General features: G+C 47.0%; 13 protein-coding genes. 10 read left to right on the forward strand and 3 right to left on the reverse strand.

Annotated elements, in window-relative coordinates:
• Positions 1-13 precede the first annotated feature (13 nt).
• The 3 genes from arsB (at position 14) to BM082_RS03590 (ending at position 4,089) form a co-directional block, all read left to right on the forward strand.
• Positions 14-1,027, forward strand: a complete 1,014-nt coding sequence (arsB, locus tag BM082_RS03580) for an ACR3 family arsenite efflux transporter (protein ID WP_017015232.1) — start codon at positions 14-16, stop codon at positions 1,025-1,027.
• Between the two features lie 364 nt (positions 1,028-1,391).
• A complete protein-coding gene (locus BM082_RS03585) occupies positions 1,392-2,312 on the forward strand; it encodes an arginase family protein (RefSeq protein WP_017015233.1) in 921 nt (306 codons plus the stop codon).
• A 160-nt stretch (positions 2,313-2,472) separates the two neighbouring features.
• Entirely contained in the window at positions 2,473-4,089 is a 1,617-nt protein-coding gene (locus tag BM082_RS03590) for a CHASE domain-containing protein (protein WP_017017007.1), read from the forward strand.
• Positions 4,090-4,337: 248 nt separating this feature from the next.
• Here the strand turns inward: BM082_RS03590 and BM082_RS03595 are convergent, their stop codons facing one another.
• Positions 4,338-5,570: a DEAD/DEAH box helicase gene (locus BM082_RS03595; protein ID WP_017017006.1), complete on the reverse strand. Its 1,233-nt coding sequence runs from the start codon at positions 5,568-5,570 to the stop codon at positions 4,338-4,340.
• A 219-nt stretch (positions 5,571-5,789) separates the two neighbouring features.
• Here BM082_RS03595 and BM082_RS03600 point away from each other — a divergent pair, with 219 nt between their 5' ends.
• The 5 genes from BM082_RS03600 (at position 5,790) to BM082_RS03620 (ending at position 11,371) form a co-directional block, all read left to right on the forward strand.
• A complete protein-coding gene (locus tag BM082_RS03600) occupies positions 5,790-7,259 on the forward strand; it encodes a glutamate-cysteine ligase family protein (RefSeq protein ID WP_017015236.1) in 1,470 nt (489 codons plus the stop codon).
• A gap of 51 nt (positions 7,260-7,310) precedes the next feature.
• Positions 7,311-8,321 carry a M14 family metallopeptidase gene (locus BM082_RS03605; protein ID WP_017015237.1) on the forward strand — a complete coding sequence of 337 codons (1,011 nt, stop codon included), beginning with the start codon at positions 7,311-7,313 and terminating at the stop codon, positions 8,319-8,321.
• Positions 8,322-8,360: 39 nt separating this feature from the next.
• Positions 8,361-8,681 (forward strand): hypothetical protein, encoded by a 321-nt coding sequence (locus BM082_RS03610; RefSeq protein ID WP_017010359.1) that lies wholly within the window; start codon positions 8,361-8,363, stop codon positions 8,679-8,681.
• Between the two features lie 493 nt (positions 8,682-9,174).
• The gene (locus BM082_RS03615; RefSeq protein WP_017015238.1) at positions 9,175-9,729 is read left to right on the forward strand and encodes a TFIIB-type zinc ribbon-containing protein; all 555 of its coding nucleotides are present in this window, start codon (positions 9,175-9,177) and stop codon (positions 9,727-9,729) included.
• A gap of 700 nt (positions 9,730-10,429) precedes the next feature.
• Positions 10,430-11,371 carry a class I SAM-dependent methyltransferase gene (locus BM082_RS03620; RefSeq protein ID WP_017017005.1) on the forward strand — a complete coding sequence of 314 codons (942 nt, stop codon included), beginning with the start codon at positions 10,430-10,432 and terminating at the stop codon, positions 11,369-11,371.
• A gap of 152 nt (positions 11,372-11,523) precedes the next feature.
• Here BM082_RS03620 and BM082_RS03625 read toward each other — a convergent pair whose 3' ends face one another.
• Positions 11,524-12,141 (reverse strand): histidine phosphatase family protein, encoded by a 618-nt coding sequence (locus tag BM082_RS03625; protein WP_017015240.1) that lies wholly within the window; start codon positions 12,139-12,141, stop codon positions 11,524-11,526.
• Positions 12,142-12,200: 59 nt separating this feature from the next.
• Positions 12,201-13,901 (reverse strand): Na/Pi cotransporter family protein, encoded by a 1,701-nt coding sequence (locus tag BM082_RS03630; RefSeq protein WP_017010363.1) that lies wholly within the window; start codon positions 13,899-13,901, stop codon positions 12,201-12,203.
• Between the two features lie 275 nt (positions 13,902-14,176).
• On the opposite strand from BM082_RS03630, the gene BM082_RS03635 reads away from it, so the two are divergent.
• Positions 14,177-14,956, forward strand: a complete 780-nt coding sequence (locus BM082_RS03635) for a DeoR/GlpR family DNA-binding transcription regulator (protein ID WP_229491708.1) — start codon at positions 14,177-14,179, stop codon at positions 14,954-14,956.
• Entirely contained in the window at positions 14,953-15,972 is a 1,020-nt protein-coding gene (locus tag BM082_RS03640) for an ABC transporter ATP-binding protein (RefSeq protein WP_017010365.1), read from the forward strand. Before BM082_RS03635 ends, BM082_RS03640 begins: the two co-directional genes overlap by 4 nt.
• Positions 15,973-16,062: the final 90 nt, after the last annotated feature.

Genomic DNA, 16,062 nt, shown 5'->3' on the forward strand with positions numbered 1-16,062 from the left:
TGAGGACGATGTAATGGGAATGTTTGAACGCTACTTGTCGGTTTGGGTAGCGACGTGTATTGCTGCTGGGGTGATACTGGGGAACCTTGTTCCTTCTGTGTTTGCATCTATCGCCAGTTGGGAGTTTGCACACGTAAATCTTGTTGTCGCTGTGCTTATTTGGGTCATGATTTTTCCCATGATGGTTCAAGTCGACTTCAGTGCGGTGAAAGATGTCGGGAAAAAACCAAAAGGGCTTGTGCTGACGCTGATCATTAACTGGTTAGTGAAACCTTTTACGATGGCCGCGTTAGGTTGGTTGTTCTTCAAAGGAATATTTGCTGATTGGGTCGACCCGCAAACCGCCAGTGAATACATCGCCGGGATGATCCTGCTTGGCGTCGCGCCGTGTACCGCGATGGTGTTCATATGGAGTCAGCTTACCAAAGGGGATGCAAACTACACCTTGGTGCAAGTGTCGGTGAATGACATCATTATGGTGTTTGCGTTTGCGCCAATAACAGCATTGCTACTCGGTGTCAGCGATATCTCTGTGCCTTGGCAAACCCTCACCAGTTCCGTGTTTCTTTATGTTGTGCTGCCTCTAGTGACAGGCGCGATTGTTCGCAAAAACCTGCTTGGCAAGGGTGAGGAGACGCTCAACACGTTTCTTGCTGCCACAAAGCCTTGGTCGATTGTCGGATTGCTGGGAACCGTTGTGCTGCTCTTCGGGTTTCAGGCCGAAACCATTGTTAGCCAGCCACAATCTATCCTCTTGATTGCCATTCCTTTGTTGATTCAAACCTATGGCATTTTTGCCATTACCTATGGCGTTGCAAAGTGGATGAAGTTACCGCATAACATTGCCGCCCCCGCAGGTATGATTGGCACATCAAATTTCTTTGAATTGGCGGTCGCCGTCGCGATTTCTCTCTTTGGCTTACATTCCGGCGCCGCGCTTGCAACCGTTGTGGGTGTGCTGGTGGAAGTGCCAGTGATGCTGTCATTGGTGTGGTTTGCGAATCGGACGCGCCACTGGTTTGTCTAGCATGAAATGCCAACACCAAGGATTTTCGTCATGTTGAAATGTGCGTAATGCCTGTGTGAAAAGTGTACTAAGCCCCAAATTCTTGGGGCTTTTTTGTCTCTATGAATGAGGGGAGTGGTGAATGTGAAGGGCTATTTGCGTATCACTTCACGATTGTTGGATTTTGTTACTTATAACGCTATCAATGTCTTTTGAATAGGTGGTAATTCTGATTATTCGGCAATATATCAGTAGCTTATGCCTTGTATTGTAAATTGACAAAGTCATGTCATTTAGCGGGCTCATTGAATTTTTCACTGCCGAACACATCAGAATCTCAAACAAAAAAATCCCAAAAATAAAAAGACAACTACAGGAATTCACTATGAAACGATCCTTCGATCTTATCGGCGCACCTTTCAATCAGTTTGGCTCTGTAAAAACAGAGAAGAACACGCTGGAAGCGTTGCGACGATTGGACGAAGAGCGTTGGTTAGGTCTTTCTGAATGGCTCGAAATGCGAAACAAACGCTGGGAAGCCGATATCGAAGACAAAGGTGATGTATTACCTGATGACGAGGCAAAATTTCTCGTGAACCATGGTGAAGATCTGCAAGGATTAACGCGCTACTGTGAACAATTGAAAACCACGGTGTTGGATTCGTATCGTGCTGGCCGAACCCCGGTTGTGGTGGGCGGCGATCATGCCGTCACGCTTGGCACCATGCAAGCCACATTGGAGTACTTTCAAAAAGAGCAAGGCGAACATGTTGCTGTTGTGTGGGTGGATGCACATGCCGATTGCAACACAGGACGTGGAAATCTGCACGGTAAGCCTCTCGCGTTGTTGATGGACAAATACCCTCATGACAATTGGTCTGTACCCGCCGACATTCGTTTATCGCCCCAAGACATCTACTACGTAGCGGTTCGTGATTTGATGTTGCCAGAAGCGGAACTGATCAAAGCGGAGGGAATTGATCTCAATAGCCCAGAAGTGATCGATGCGATTGGTTTTCGAACCATGCTCGACAGGCTGATCGCCGAACTTGAAGGCAACTACGACCGCTTTTTCGTTTCGTTTGATTATGATGCACTTGATGGTGCGATTTTCCGCGCATGCGCAACACCGAATGTGGGTGGTTTGTCTGCGCGAGAAGCACTCACACTCGTGCATGAATTGGCGGCGCACCCTAAGTTTGTCGGCATTGATTTTCTTGAGTATTTACCGGAGAAAGATCCTGAGGGAATATCGAAGGAGATGATGATCAAGTTGATTGATGCTGCGTGGGGTTATCGTATCTAAGCGACGCATTGTCTTCGTTAGCACGCAAGTTTACGCCTCGATTTTTGGTCGGGGCGTTTTTTTTATGCAAAAAGTAACGCTATTACATATCATAATTTATTTGTCTCACAAATGATTCAAACATTAATGTGTCGAATTTTTTATGTTTAGGAGGTGAAGCATGGCGCTGCTCAAGCGACGTTACATTAGGATGTTCGTCGTCATTATCGGAATCGTATTTTCCGCCAGTCTCTCTGCCCTTTTTAGCGCCTCTGAACATGAAAACATTGTGTCTGATTTTGAATTTGAGGTTGAAAGAAAAGCCGCTGCATTCTCTCAAACGTTAGATATGAACTTCGAAGCGCTTCAATCGATTAGCACGCTTTTTAGAACTTACCCCGATACCGGGTATTTGATGTTCAAGCAAGAAGCACAACGTGTTTTGCAAAGGCACTCGGGTATCCAAGGCCTTGAGTGGGCGCCACGTATTTTTCAAGAGGAACGTACAGACGCTGAACGTGTGATGCAACTTCACTTTCCTGAATTCTCGTTTACGCATATTTCGCCTCACGGCAACATGGCGATCGCCAAAGAAAGCCAAGAATACTACCCCATTTATTATGTAGAGCCTTATTTCGGGAATGAAAAAGTCTTAGGTTTCGATCTTGGATCAAACCCTCGTCGGATGTCGACGCTAATTGAGGCAAGGGATTCCGGTCAAGCTAAGGCAACCGCCAGTATTCGATTGATTCAAGAAACCGAGAACCAACGTGGTTTTTTGACCATGGTACCTATCTACCAAGGTGCCGTATCAACCCTCGCGCACAGACAAAAGAACATCATTGGCATCGTGCTTGCTGTGAATCGCATTGGCGATATCTTTGTTATGTCCCAACATGGGGAACTGCCTACAGATCTATCCATTCGGCTGTTCGATATCACTAACCCCAAGCAGGTGGAGTTGCTGTTTGATAGGACTCCGAAAGACGCCATCTTATCTGACGATTTACGTTACACCACGTCATTGCCCACGGTTCTTGGGCGTCAATGGAAAATGGAAGTGACCGCCACCAAAGCATATCTTGCGGGAAAAAAGAGCATGACTCCGATCATTGTTTTCGCTTCTGGCATTATGTTGACGGCCTTTTTTACTGCCTATTTAAGCTTGATGTTTCGCCATTCTGGGTTGGTTGAGAAAGAGGTGATTGAACGGACCAAAGACCTCGATTTTGCTAACAATGAACTGAGGAAATTGTCGCAGAATGATGCTCTGACAGGGTTGTATAATCGGCGCTATTTTGATGAGTATGCGAGTCGAGAGTGGTTACGTGCCCAGCGCACGCAAACCCCTTTGTCGCTCCTCCTGATTGATGTCGATCACTTTAAAAGATACAACGATTGTTATGGGCACCACGCGGGAGACGTGTGTTTAAAGCAAATCGCATCTGCGCTTCAACATGCGCTAATGCGTTCGCAGGATATTGTGTGTCGTTATGGGGGGGAAGAATTTGTGATCGTATTACCGGATACCACAGAGCCCGGTAATGTGGCGGAACGCTGTCGCGCGAAAATTGCCGCGCTCGGGATTGAGCACAACGGAAATGAAGACAAAGGAAAAGTCTCAATCAGTATTGGGGCTGCAACTGCGGTACCACGCGGTGCTAATCAGTTTCAAGATCTCTTTAATGCCGCAGATGAAGCGCTGTATGAGGCCAAATCTAGTGGGAGAGATTGCACGGTGATTCGAACGGGCGATGTTGAGAGCGATCCTTTGCCTGATGAAGATTTGAGAGCGTAGAACAGACAATGCCCCGATATCGGGGCATTGTCCTTCGTCGCTCTTGTATTTACCGGAAGATTCGCGTCAAACAGTGTTCACCTGTCGTGAAACGTTTTCGATAAAAGCACGAATATCCACTCAAACTGCGAGTGCGTTGTCGCTTAAGCTGTGCGGCACATCCGCATCGGCTTTACATCCGCGACTACCGAATTCGCCGAGTCTGGCAAGGCGCGTTCTATGGCAGAACAACTCCGACTTTCTGGCCTTTAGCGACGGGCTTTTCCCGATTTTTTAATTAGCTGGCGCTTCAAACGACGCTTCTCGCCACCTCGACCACCGCGTTTTTCGTGATGTTCTTTGTCTGCGTTCAAGTCTGGTTCATAGCCTTCCAACCATTCTTGTGGCAGACGCTGATCGATCAGTGTTTCAATGGCAACTAACATCCCTTCTTCTTCGCGGCTAACCAGTGAGATGGCCTTGCCGCTTTTACCTGCACGGCCTGTGCGACCAATTCGGTGAATGTAATCTTCGGGTTGATGTGGCAGTTCATAGTTGAACACGTAATCGAGTGACGGAATATCTAGCCCACGAGCAGCCACATCTGTCGCGACGAGTACTCGTACTTCTCCAGACTTAAAACCTTCTAAGGCACGATTGCGAGCACCTTGGGTTTTCTCTCCGTGGATCGCTTCGGCCTCCAATCCATCCAGTTTTAGCTCATTGGCCAAGGCCTCGGTGCTTTGGCGCGTTTTGGCAAACACCAACACTTGTTGTAGGTTTTTGCTCCCAATAAGGTAAGAGAGCAGCTCACGTTTACGCTTTTTATCAACCGGGTGAACAAGTTGCTCCACGGTATCAGCGGTGCTGTTGCTGGTGGAAATCTCAATGCGAACAGGGGCGTTCAGTAAACGATAGGCCAAATCCATCACTTGTTTTGGATAGGTGGCAGAGAAAAACAACGTCTGGCGCTCTTTTGGCATTTTTTTCATCAGGCGTTTGATGTCTGAAATAAAGCCCATGTCTAACATACGATCGGCTTCGTCGAGGACAAGCGTATCTAAAGCACCGAGATTCAGCGTGCCGATGTGCAAGTGATCAAGCAAACGCCCCGGCGTGCCCACCACAATTTCAGCCCCTTTCGCCAAGGCGTTTTTTTGTGGATTGATGTTAGCGCCGCCATAAAGTGCAACACACTTCAGTGGTGTGTTCTGGCTGTATTCCGCCACCTTTTCTAGCACTTGTTGTGCAAGCTCGCGCGTTGGGGTGACAACAAGAACACGGGTTGAGCCTTTCACGCCTTTCTCAAGCAACTGATGAATCAATGGCAAGGTGAAGGCGGCGGTTTTTCCTGTGCCTGTTTGGGCTGCGCCCATAACATCTTTTCCCGCCAATACTTTCGGGATCGCCTGTTGCTGAATGTCAGTTGGTTGAGCGTAACCAAGCGCACTTAGCGTCGATTGAAGCGTCTCATTGAGAAGAGTGAAAGCGTTGTCAGACATTATGTTTCCGGAACAGACCAAAATAAAGGAGCGCGAGTTTACCAGATTCTGCCTGAATGTGCAGAGCAGTCACGAAACCAGATGCGTAAAAATCGGAGAAGAAAAACTCATTGTTAAGACGATGAAATCATCCATCACCAAGCCCTCAACTCCTGCACTGTAATCGCTGCAAAATTGTTCTATGTTAAAAATTCAATCACGCGAGGAGAGGGCTGAGCAGTGGGCCAAAATATAATTAAAACCTCGTTTAGTGCAAGTGACCATACACGGTTTGCTTTGCAACTAAAATCCGAACTGGAACAACTGGAAGCGTTACTCAACACACCAGGATGGGGCGTTGGAGAGTGTACGTTAGGCGCAGAGCTCGAATTGTACCTGACAGACAAACACCATCGGCCTGCTCACTACAACTTAGATTTGCTCGAAAAAGCCGCGGACCCTTTAATGACCGCAGAAATTAACCGATTTAATCTCGAATACAATTGTCCGTACACCACCTTTAAAGGCGCGCCGTTTTCCTTCTTAAAACACCATATGGATGACAGATTACTGTCACTTCAATCGCTTGCTAGCGAAACGGGGATAAACGTCACGCCAATCGGGATTCTTCCCACTTTACAACATGGTGATTTCGGTTTGGCCTCCATGACGGACTCTCCGCGTTATCACGCGCTAACAGAAATTCTGTGTGAGTCTCGTGGTGGCCCATTTCATATCCGTATTCACGGTGCAGAAAGCTTAGAGATAGATGCAGACGACCTAACACTTGAAGGGGCAAATACCTCATTCCAGGTGCATTACCGCGTCAAGCCAGATGAATTTGCAACTTGGTACAACGGCATTCAACTTGCCACCATCTTTACCATTGCCATGGGGGCGAATTCGCCCATTTTCCTTGAAAGAAAACTGTGGCATGAAACCCGCGTGCCGCTCTTTAAACAATCCATTGATAGCCGAAACCTGTGTGGCATGAACTGGCACACCCCCGCACGCGTCTCGTTTGGTAAAGGGTATGTGCGTAAAAGCGCCCTTGAGCTGTTTCGTCAAGGCGTAAGCTTGCAACCCGTGCTATTACCAGACATGTGCGATACCCAAGCCAAAGAAGGCTGTGGGCCGCCGCTTGAAGCGTTACGTCTACACCAAAGCACCATCTGGAGTTGGAACCGAGCAGTGTATGACGACGCTGACAATGGGCATTTGCGCGTTGAGTTGCGAAGCTTACCTGCAGGGCCAACAACGATCGACATGGTAGCCAATGCAGCCTTGTGCATTGGATTGGCGCATGCGCTCAGAGATGATCTCGATCGATTGATGGATCTGCTGCCGTTTGAGTTTGCCAAATACAACTTTTATCGCGCCGCGCAATTCGGTGTTGATGCCAAGATTTTGTGGGAATCGGAAAACGGCTCGCTAGCAGAGTTTGCACTGACGGATGTGTTGGTCAAATTGTTGCCGAAGGTGGCGGACTCACTCATCCAACTCGGTGTCTCTCGTCAAGAAGCAGACATGTTGATGATGGTGATTGAGCATCGTCTCGCCAAGCGTCAAAACGGGGCGAGTTGGCAGCTTGCTACCTTGACGGCGTTGGAGAAAAAATATTCTGCATCAGAAGCGCTTGGCAGGATGTTCGGTTTGTATCAAAAGCAATTTTTATCAGGAGAGCCGGTTTCGCATTGGTCCGTTTTGTGATGGAGTATACGAATACACATTGCAACAAAACGGATTGAAGAGAGGAAATGGATGAAGTTACACGATGTCAGTTGGCCAAGCGAAGCAGCGTTGAAAGGTGGTCTGCTTCCATGGCTAGAAACGCTCCCGGGCGCAAGCTGGCTAACATTGCCGGGGCGCGATCCGAACAGACATCGTGTGATTGTTACCTTGCTTCATGGTAACGAGCCTTCAGGCACGAATGCGTTCTGGCACTTTGTTGAAAACACACCTGAGTGCGCGGTCACGACGCATTTTTGCTTGGCGAACGTCAATGCTGCCAAGACGAATACGCCGTTTACGACGCGGCATTTAGACGGCAAACCGGACATGAACCGTTGCTTTGGACGACAAGGTGAGGACGACAGCTATGAGATCGCCGATGAGATCTTGGCGCGGATCACCTCCCTCGCACCGGAAGCGGTCGTGGATTTACACAACACATCGGGCACGAGCCCTGCTTTTGCTGTGTCGATACGCGATGATGATACCCACAAACAAATTGCGTCGCTGTTCACTAAGAATATGCTTTGTTCGGACGTGCGTCTTGGCGCGTTAATGGAGATGACGAGTGAAACATCGCCCATTGTCACTATTGAATGTGGTGGCGCAGGTGATCGCGCAGCCCATGATGTGGCAAAGAAGGGTTTGAATGACTTCATGACGGCAGAAAACCTTTTCCAAGGTCACACTGGTTTTTGGCCGATAGAGATGCTGTATCGTCCTGTGCGCATTCAAATGCAACATGATTCGGCGTTGTGTTATCACGATCAAAAGATCGACGACGCTGACCTGACACTCGCGCCAGATATCGACCGACATAACTTTGGTCGGATGGCTGCGGATACGCATATCGGTTGGTTAGGCGGTCGAGGGTTGGATGCGTTAAAAACGGATGATGGTAAAGGCGGCCATCCGATTGCCTCGCTTTTTTACGAAAAAGACGGTGAACTCAAACTCAAAGCCGCAAGTAAGCTGTTTATGATCACAACGCGACATGATATCGCTTTGTCCGATTGTTTGTTTTATATGGTGGTGGACTAAGGACATCCTGCCCCGAAACTGTGTCTATGGAGTACTAAAATGCATGATTTCATTGGTAAATGGCGTATCAAGTGGATGTCTAACTGGTCGCAAGAATATGTTGATCTTCTTGAGCCGGGTTACATGGAATTTTCGCGAGATGCGCTAGGAAATTTTGTATTCGGTGCTGTCAAAGGACACCTTGATGTTCGCATTTCATCGAAGGAGCCTAGCCTCGAGTTTTCATGGCAAGGGATCTGCGAAGGCAAGGAAATGTCTGGTAGAGGGAAAGTGGATTTCTTGAATGAACAATTAGGTGAAGGTGAACTATTCATTCATAACAGCGATGAAACCGACTTTATTATCGAGCGTCTTCATTAACTGCTCTGTTGCTGCGCTGCTTTGATTCTGTCGAATAAGGTGGTGTCATTTTCAGTGCACTGAACCTGTGCTTTCACAAGCTAACTCAGGTGTAACGTTGGGTTTGAGCGCTATCCACTCATCGATTGATAAGGCAAGCCTGAAATGGCTTGCCTTTGTCGTTTCTAAGCTTGGTCACGAAAGTTATTCCCGCCAATGTGGTTGCTGTTGGTTAGCCTTGCAAGGCATGAAGAGATACAGGAGATCACGACAAGAGCCTTCTATTTCCAAGCCCTACCTCTCGCGTGCAATGCCCTTGAATGGGTGAGTTAACGAGATCAAAAGCGGATTCTATTTGTACTTTCAACGTCGGATCAAATTCACATGTAATCACTTGGTTTTTAGTAGATCTTTCAGATTTAGTCCGCGGAAATTCCAATGTTTGATATGGAACTTGAGCAATGATTCGTGAGAATGTAGGGTGAATAAACACGGATAATTAAAGAGAGCTAACATGGATTGTACAAGCTGTAAACGCGGCGTTCTGAAGCCAAGTTATATAGAAGGCCAGTTTCGCGCGCACACCTGTTCGCACTGCAAAGGCGATTGGATTCTGATTGAAGATTTTATCGCTTGGCGCGAACGAAACCCGGGCTATGAATTCGCAGAAAACGCGACGTTAACCCTGGATGCGTCAGAAACAAAAAAAGCCATGCTGTGTCCGCAATCGGGCGTCATTATGTCTAAATTCAGAATTTCAGCTGCGCATGATCATAGGGTTGATTACAGTGCGGCGGTTGGCGGCATCTGGCTCGATCATGGTGAATGGGAGTTGCTGAAAGCTGAAGGTTTAGCAACTTCTGTCGGTGGCGTAGTGACAGAGCAGTGGCAGCACAAAGTGCGTGAACAGAGCGCCAAGCAAAGCTTCACTGATTTATATGTGTCTAAGTTCGGCGAAGAGGACTACCAAAAAGTGAAAGCGCTGAGAGAATGGATACTTTCACACCCACAAAAAGCCGATCTGCGTGCATTTTTATTGGCTGAAGATCCCTATTCTGCAGAAAAATAATCATACAGCGCGGCAGCTTGCTGTCGCGCTCGTACTTCTACCTAGGCTGCATTTTTAAAATTAATACGCGACTGCGCTTAAATTCCCCCTGTAAACATAATGTTAACGTGCTGTTCAAACGCATTTCTCTGAATTTGTAAATTTCCCCGCTGTTTATATGCTACTTAGTTCATACTTCGACTTAGATAAAATCACTATTTGTTCGTGAAATATCATTAGATAAGTGTTGTATATATAAGGCATTTATATATAGATTTATATACAAAAATAACTAGAAAAAGCTCAATAAAAGTCTACGGGGTGACTTAACAGAATGACGATTAGTAATGACTGATTAGTAAGTGAGAATAAAAAGTGTCAATATGTGCAGCGCTGTAAAGTGACTTGAATAATAGACATAAAGAATGTGGTTTATTTGCATATTGTGCATATTGTGCATATTTTGGGCGTTATCTGGAAACTTTCTATTTTGAAAAATTTGAATCACCTGATTTAGAAGATGCTTATATATCTTTGTTATTCGTGAAAATATAGAAAACTCAGACACTCTCAAGATAATGTACAGAAAAATAATCTAAGCCATAAATTAATGTGTATTAGAAATGGAAATGTTAGCGTTTACTATTTTTACAGCTGTAAATTGATTTAATATGTGTGTTTTTCTGGCTATTAGGAATGTGGCCAAAGAGCAGGAGTTAAGATGCTACTAGGGCAGGAAGCCGTTTTAGAATTGTTGTGTTGCCCAGTGTCTGGGGTAAGTCTTGAGCCATTAGATACTAATGTATTAGTTGCATATTCGACGGATGGTACTCACGAATATGATGTGGTTGATAGTTACCCTGTGTTAATCCGATTTGAGAACAGCATTCTCGATAAATCGGATATTCAACGTCTTTCATCAACAGTACACCGCCAGTCTTATGGTGGTGTGTTCAGTGTTGCTAAGCGTCTCGCGTGCCCTCCAAGCCATGTTACCAAAGGCAATGTTGAACTCCTTTTAGACACCCTTCTTTCCCAGCAGAACTCAGCGCGTGTATTGATCGTCGGTGGTGGCACCGTGGGCTGTGGCATGGAGCCTTTCTACACAGACCCTCGTATCGAGCTTGTTTCTTTTGATATTTATGCGTCTCCCTCCGTGCAATTTTTGGCAGATGCACACAATATTCCGCTGGTTAGCGAAAGCTTTGATGCCGTGATCATTCAAGCCGTGTTAGAGCATGTGTTAAGGCCGGAAGAAGTAGTGGCAGAAGCATATCGCGTATTAAAAATTGATGGGTTGGTTTACGCAGAAACACCCTTTTTACAGCACGTTCATGAAGGTGCGTACGATTTCAAAAGATACACAGAGAGCGGTCACCGTTATCTGTTCAGGTGTTTTTCTTTGATTAAATCGGGGGCATCAGCAGGGGCGGGTACGCAATTGTTGTGGGCGCTTGATGGTTTTTTTTGTGGCCTCTTTCGTTCCAAAATAATTGGAAAATTCATCAAGTTGTGTTTATGTTGGTTACAATATTTCGATCGCTTAATTCCTGAAGCCTACAATGTCGATGCGGCGAGTGGGGTATATTTTCTGGGCCGAAAAACCCGTGAAGCCATAAAAGATCTCAGCATCGTCGAATATTACAAAGGTGCGCAGCGGTAACATTGAAGGAAAACGGAACGAGAATAACCACATTATACTATACGTTTGAAACACTTGAGTTTTCCTTTATTACCATATGGGGTATAGGAAAGCGCCAGCTGTTTGCCGGCGTCGTTATCGTAAATACTGGAAACGCGCAACTTAGAAAGTGATTACACCACCTCTAAAGCAGAAAATGCGTGAGGCAACGCTTCTCCTTTCGCCGCAAGTGGCTTGATGTCACCTGTCTCATGGTGCGGTAATGTGCGGTGCTGACCGGGTGAAAGCGCATTAAATGCGGTGGTGAGAATTTGCAATGCATCCCCATGAGAGACCAACAAGATCACCTGATCGTAAAATTGGCTTTCAAGCGCGAGAATCGCACCCATGGTGCGTCTTCTCACCTGCTCAGTGCTCTCGACGTGATTCTCTGTTTGGGATGATGATACTGCATCTTTCGCCCAGACCTGCTCATACGCTTCGGAAGACTTGCCCTCCCATGTACCAAAAAACCGTTCTCTTAATCGAATGTCTTGGATGGGTTCACCGATAGACAGTGTTTCTGCCACCAGTGCTGCGGTTTCTCGCGTACGCGTGAAATCGGAACACACAATCACGGAAATACCCGCGTCTTTAACTGCCAGAGCAGAAGCAACAGCTTGCTCCTCGCCCAATGGAGACAAACCATACTGATGGCAACCAATGCTTGGATCGCTTACCACTATATCTGCGACGTTGGCCTTGCTTTGCCCATGACGCATCAGAAAATAGCTGTTTTTAAACACGGTCATTCGATGTCCTCGTTCGAATTAGATATTGCACATAAAGTTCGTGGCTTATAGCTCAAAGCTTATAGCGAAGAACGATCAGCGTTGACGGAAAGTGTAGGTTCCTTGGTGTCTGCAGGCATCGCTTTTAAACGATTTGACCGCAATTCGCCTGCTTGCTCAAGCAAGGGATAGGCGATGGAAGAAAAGTGCGAATTAATACGATTTAGGTCTCGCAAGAGATCTAAATACAGGCTGCTACCTTCAGCCGGTAACCCTGTTTGATCGCGTAACCCTTCTTGATGTGCCAAAGCGGCACGTCTTTCAATGTCCTTCACGACACTCTTTTGTTCCAGCAATGCGCGGGCGTTTTTAATGTCACCGGTGAGTAGCACACTGCAGGCAAGCTCCATATTGCTGTTGATGTATTTTCGCAATGCATCAATGGCTTTTAGCTCATAATCGGGCAGCACCACATTGTTGGTAATGATTTTTGACACCACATCAGTGAGGCTGCATTCAAGAATATCCCCTGCATGCTCTAAGTTAGTGGTGTACGCATAAATACGGTAGCAACGACGTCGATATTTTTTGGGGATATCTTGTCTGCTTAGTTCCGTGAGATACAAACTGATTTTGTCATGAAATTCATCCACCAAATCGTCTGAACGCTTCACGCTCTGCAATTTTGCACCATTGCGCGTACTTAACGCGTCGAAAGTCGTATCCAGCATGGTTCGCAGTAAATCTCCCATCCTGAGCACTTCACGCACACTGTTTGATAGGGCGACAGACGGTGTTTTGAATGCATTACGATCGAGATAGCGTGGTTTGTTATCCACGTCGGGACTTTCCTTATTGGGAAGCCAACGTTCCATCATTTTTCCTGAGGTTTTCACCCATGGAAGAAACAGCAATGCTAAGCCGATATTGAACAAAAGGTGAAAGTTGACCAATTGACGGGCGATGTCGGTGGAGGCAAAAAACGCATGGTCTGCGAGTTGATTGATCATGGGAAGACATATCAAGACACCCATTAATCGGAACAACAAATTACCCATTGGGGCACGCCTTACCGAAGGTTCTGCACGTGATGTGTTTACGACAGCGGGGAGTGCGGCCCCCAAGTTTGCGCCTAAGATCAGGCCAAACCCCACATCCAATGCAATCACACCTGAGCTGGAAAGCGCGGCAATCAACAGCACAGTCGCAAGGCTAGAATGCGCGAGAAAGGCAATGGATACGCCGACCAATACTGCGAGAACAGGCTCGCCGCTAAGTGAACCCAACAAGGATTGAATCAAAGGGGACTCACGCATGGGTTCAGAGGCTTGCAAGATCAGGCTTAGGGCTAACAACATCAAGCCTAAACCTATTGCTATGCTCGCTGCGTGTTTGGTTTTTTCTTTTTTAGCGCGTGTAAACACACCGACGCCAGCAAGCATAACAATGGGTTGAAGCCAGGAAAGATCGAGTGTGAGCACTTGCGCGACGATCGTTGTGCCAACATCTGCACCTAATAACAATGCCAATCCCGATGCCGTTGCAACGCCATGGGTCGCGAAAGAACTGGCGAGAAGCGCCGTGGCTGTGCTGCTTTGAAGCAAGCACGTCACGCCCATTCCCACGAAAAAGGCATTGAAACGGTTAGACAAACTTCGTCCGAGAAGGCGACGCATCTTGCCGCCATACGCTTTGATGACACCTTGCTTAACAAGGTGTAACCCGAAAAGAAGCAGCGCAACCCCTCCGAGTAATTGAATGAGAACTGACGTTCCGCTCATGTGACATCTCTTTTTAATATTTTTTTGTTATCACTCTCTCATCTAAGTGAAGGATGGGCATGTGCTCATTTTGTCGCTGATTTGAGTCATATGAGGCGACAAATGAACAATTTAATTGAGCACATGAACATAAAAGTACTCGAAAGTGAGCATTTGATCAACAAACGAACATAATAATTAACCATTCGCTCAATAAATGTTGGCAAGTTGTTAATTTTGAGCCTAGAGTGAATAAAAAATGGCCGATGTGAACAGTTATGAGTCTCGATTCGAAAATGAAATCTAAAACGAAAGCACGCAGAGACCAGATCATCGAATTGACACAAGATCGCGGCAACGTGTCTGTCGAAGTGCTAACGGAAACGCTGGGTGTGTCGGCGCAAACTATTCGTCGAGACATTAATCAACTGTGTAGCGATAACTTGCTTCGTCGTCGTCATGGCGGCGTTGAACGGTTTGAACGTCAGTTGAACACGCCTTATGAACTGCGTGCTGTGACGAACTCTGAAGAGAAACATGCGATTGCAAAAGCTGTCGCGGAAATGGTGCCGGACGGATCAACCGTGTTTATTTCAATTGGCTCAACGCCCGCGATCGTGGCTGAAGCCTTGATTGAGAAAACCGGACTGACGGTCATGACGAACAATTTGAACGCGGCGATGGTACTGAGCAACGAGCCAACCAATCGGATCATTATTCCGGGAGGCGAGGTGCGCATGCCTGACCGCGATGTATTGGGCGATGAGGTATTGAATTTCTTCAATAGTTATCGTGCTGAGTTTGGCATTTTCGGGGTGGCGGGCGTCGATGAAGATGGCGGCATGCTGGATTTTCATGCTTCTGAAGTGCGGGTACGTGAAGCGATTCGTACGCATTGTAAAACCTCCATTCTCGTGATGGACAGTACCAAATTAACGCGCACTGCACCGGCGGTGGGCGGCAGTATTTTTGATGTGGACCAAATCATCATGGATCGACATCCAGGGGATGATTTCTCGGCGCTCAGCGAGCGGGTGGGAGATCGTTTGAAGTTAGTTGGAGGCAAGGCTTCATGAACGTAGAACCTTTTGTGACGTTTAACAAAATTGGCAAACGATGGAACGGTCAGTTGGGTGTGGAAGACATCACAATTCAGATCCCTGAAGGCGCATTTGTCGCATTACTAGGCCCGTCAGGGTGCGGAAAATCCACCACATTACGCCTGCTAGCAGGGCTTGAAACGCCTGATGAAGGCGAAATTATTATCGACAGCGTAGACGTGACAGAAATGGCACCCTCCGCGCGCAATCTCTCCATGGTGTTTCAGTCTTATGCACTATTCCCTCATCTCTCAGTGGCAGAAAACGTCATGTTCGGGATGAAGGTAAGAAAAGTGCCAAAAGAAGAGTGCATGGAAAAGCTGCATAACGCGTTAGAAATTACTGGCCTGCTTGGTTATGAAGAGCGTAAACCTGGCGAATTGTCGGGCGGTCAACGCCAACGTGTCGCTTTGGCGCGCGCCATTGTTGCAAGGCAGCCTCTGTGTTTGATGGACGAACCGTTATCAAACCTTGATGCCAAGCTGCGTAACTCCGTCCGCAGAGACATCAAGAAGCTGCAACGTAGTCTTGGTATGACCGTGGTTTACGTTACGCATGATCAAACTGAAGCCATGAGCATGGCCGACATGATCATCTTGATGAAAGATGGCCGCATCATGCAAATCGGTTCTCCACAAGAGCTTTATAGCGAGCCGCAAAATACTTTTGCCGCAGAATTTGTGGGTGCACCACCCATGGCGTTGATTTCAGGCTCTGCCATTAAAGGGGCAGAGCATGCGAGCAAAGTCGGTGTAAGAACAGAAGATGTCACTGTGGTGGAGGCAGGCAAAGGCCGCCTGACGTGCACTGTGTCAGAAAGCGAATATTTGGGTGTGGAAACGCACGTTCAGTTAGAACACCCAGAAGGGAAAGGCCTAGTGGTGAAGCTTCATGGCTATGCCTCGCTGGTTGAAGGCAGTTCGGTGGACATCGATTTTGATGATTCGGCGCTGCATTACTTTGATGAAAACGGTAACCGCATGGCTTCGTGAAGCATGCTGACGATGCTGAGGATATGTGTGCATTCGCATATATCTCCACAGCCAACTAACTTGAGATTAATGTTCAACTAAAACAATGGT

This window comes from Enterovibrio norvegicus DSM 15893 (genome assembly GCF_900115495.1).
In the GTDB taxonomy this organism is placed as follows: domain Bacteria; phylum Pseudomonadota; class Gammaproteobacteria; order Enterobacterales; family Vibrionaceae; genus Enterovibrio; species Enterovibrio norvegicus.

Excerpts from the sequence above, each read along its gene's own strand:
- BM082_RS03615 (WP_017015238.1), top strand. The coding sequence starts at position 9,175 with ATGGATTGTACAAGCTGTAAACGCGGCGTTCTGAAGCCAAGTTATATA.
- BM082_RS03635 (WP_229491708.1), top strand. The coding sequence starts at position 14,177 with ATGAAATCTAAAACGAAAGCACGCAGAGACCAGATCATCGAATTGACA.
- BM082_RS03640 (WP_017010365.1), top strand. The coding sequence starts at position 14,953 with ATGAACGTAGAACCTTTTGTGACGTTTAACAAAATTGGCAAACGATGG.
- BM082_RS03620 (WP_017017005.1), top strand. The coding sequence starts at position 10,430 with ATGCTACTAGGGCAGGAAGCCGTTTTAGAATTGTTGTGTTGCCCAGTG.
- arsB (WP_017015232.1), top strand. The coding sequence starts at position 14 with ATGGGAATGTTTGAACGCTACTTGTCGGTTTGGGTAGCGACGTGTATT.
- BM082_RS03625 (WP_017015240.1), bottom strand. The coding sequence starts at position 12,141 with ATGACCGTGTTTAAAAACAGCTATTTTCTGATGCGTCATGGGCAAAGC.
- BM082_RS03630 (WP_017010363.1), bottom strand. The coding sequence starts at position 13,901 with ATGAGCGGAACGTCAGTTCTCATTCAATTACTCGGAGGGGTTGCGCTG.
- BM082_RS03595 (WP_017017006.1), bottom strand. The coding sequence starts at position 5,570 with ATGTCTGACAACGCTTTCACTCTTCTCAATGAGACGCTTCAATCGACG.
- BM082_RS03610 (WP_017010359.1), top strand. The coding sequence starts at position 8,361 with ATGCATGATTTCATTGGTAAATGGCGTATCAAGTGGATGTCTAACTGG.
- BM082_RS03605 (WP_017015237.1), top strand. The coding sequence starts at position 7,311 with ATGAAGTTACACGATGTCAGTTGGCCAAGCGAAGCAGCGTTGAAAGGT.
- BM082_RS03590 (WP_017017007.1), top strand. The coding sequence starts at position 2,473 with ATGGCGCTGCTCAAGCGACGTTACATTAGGATGTTCGTCGTCATTATC.
- BM082_RS03585 (WP_017015233.1), top strand. The coding sequence starts at position 1,392 with ATGAAACGATCCTTCGATCTTATCGGCGCACCTTTCAATCAGTTTGGC.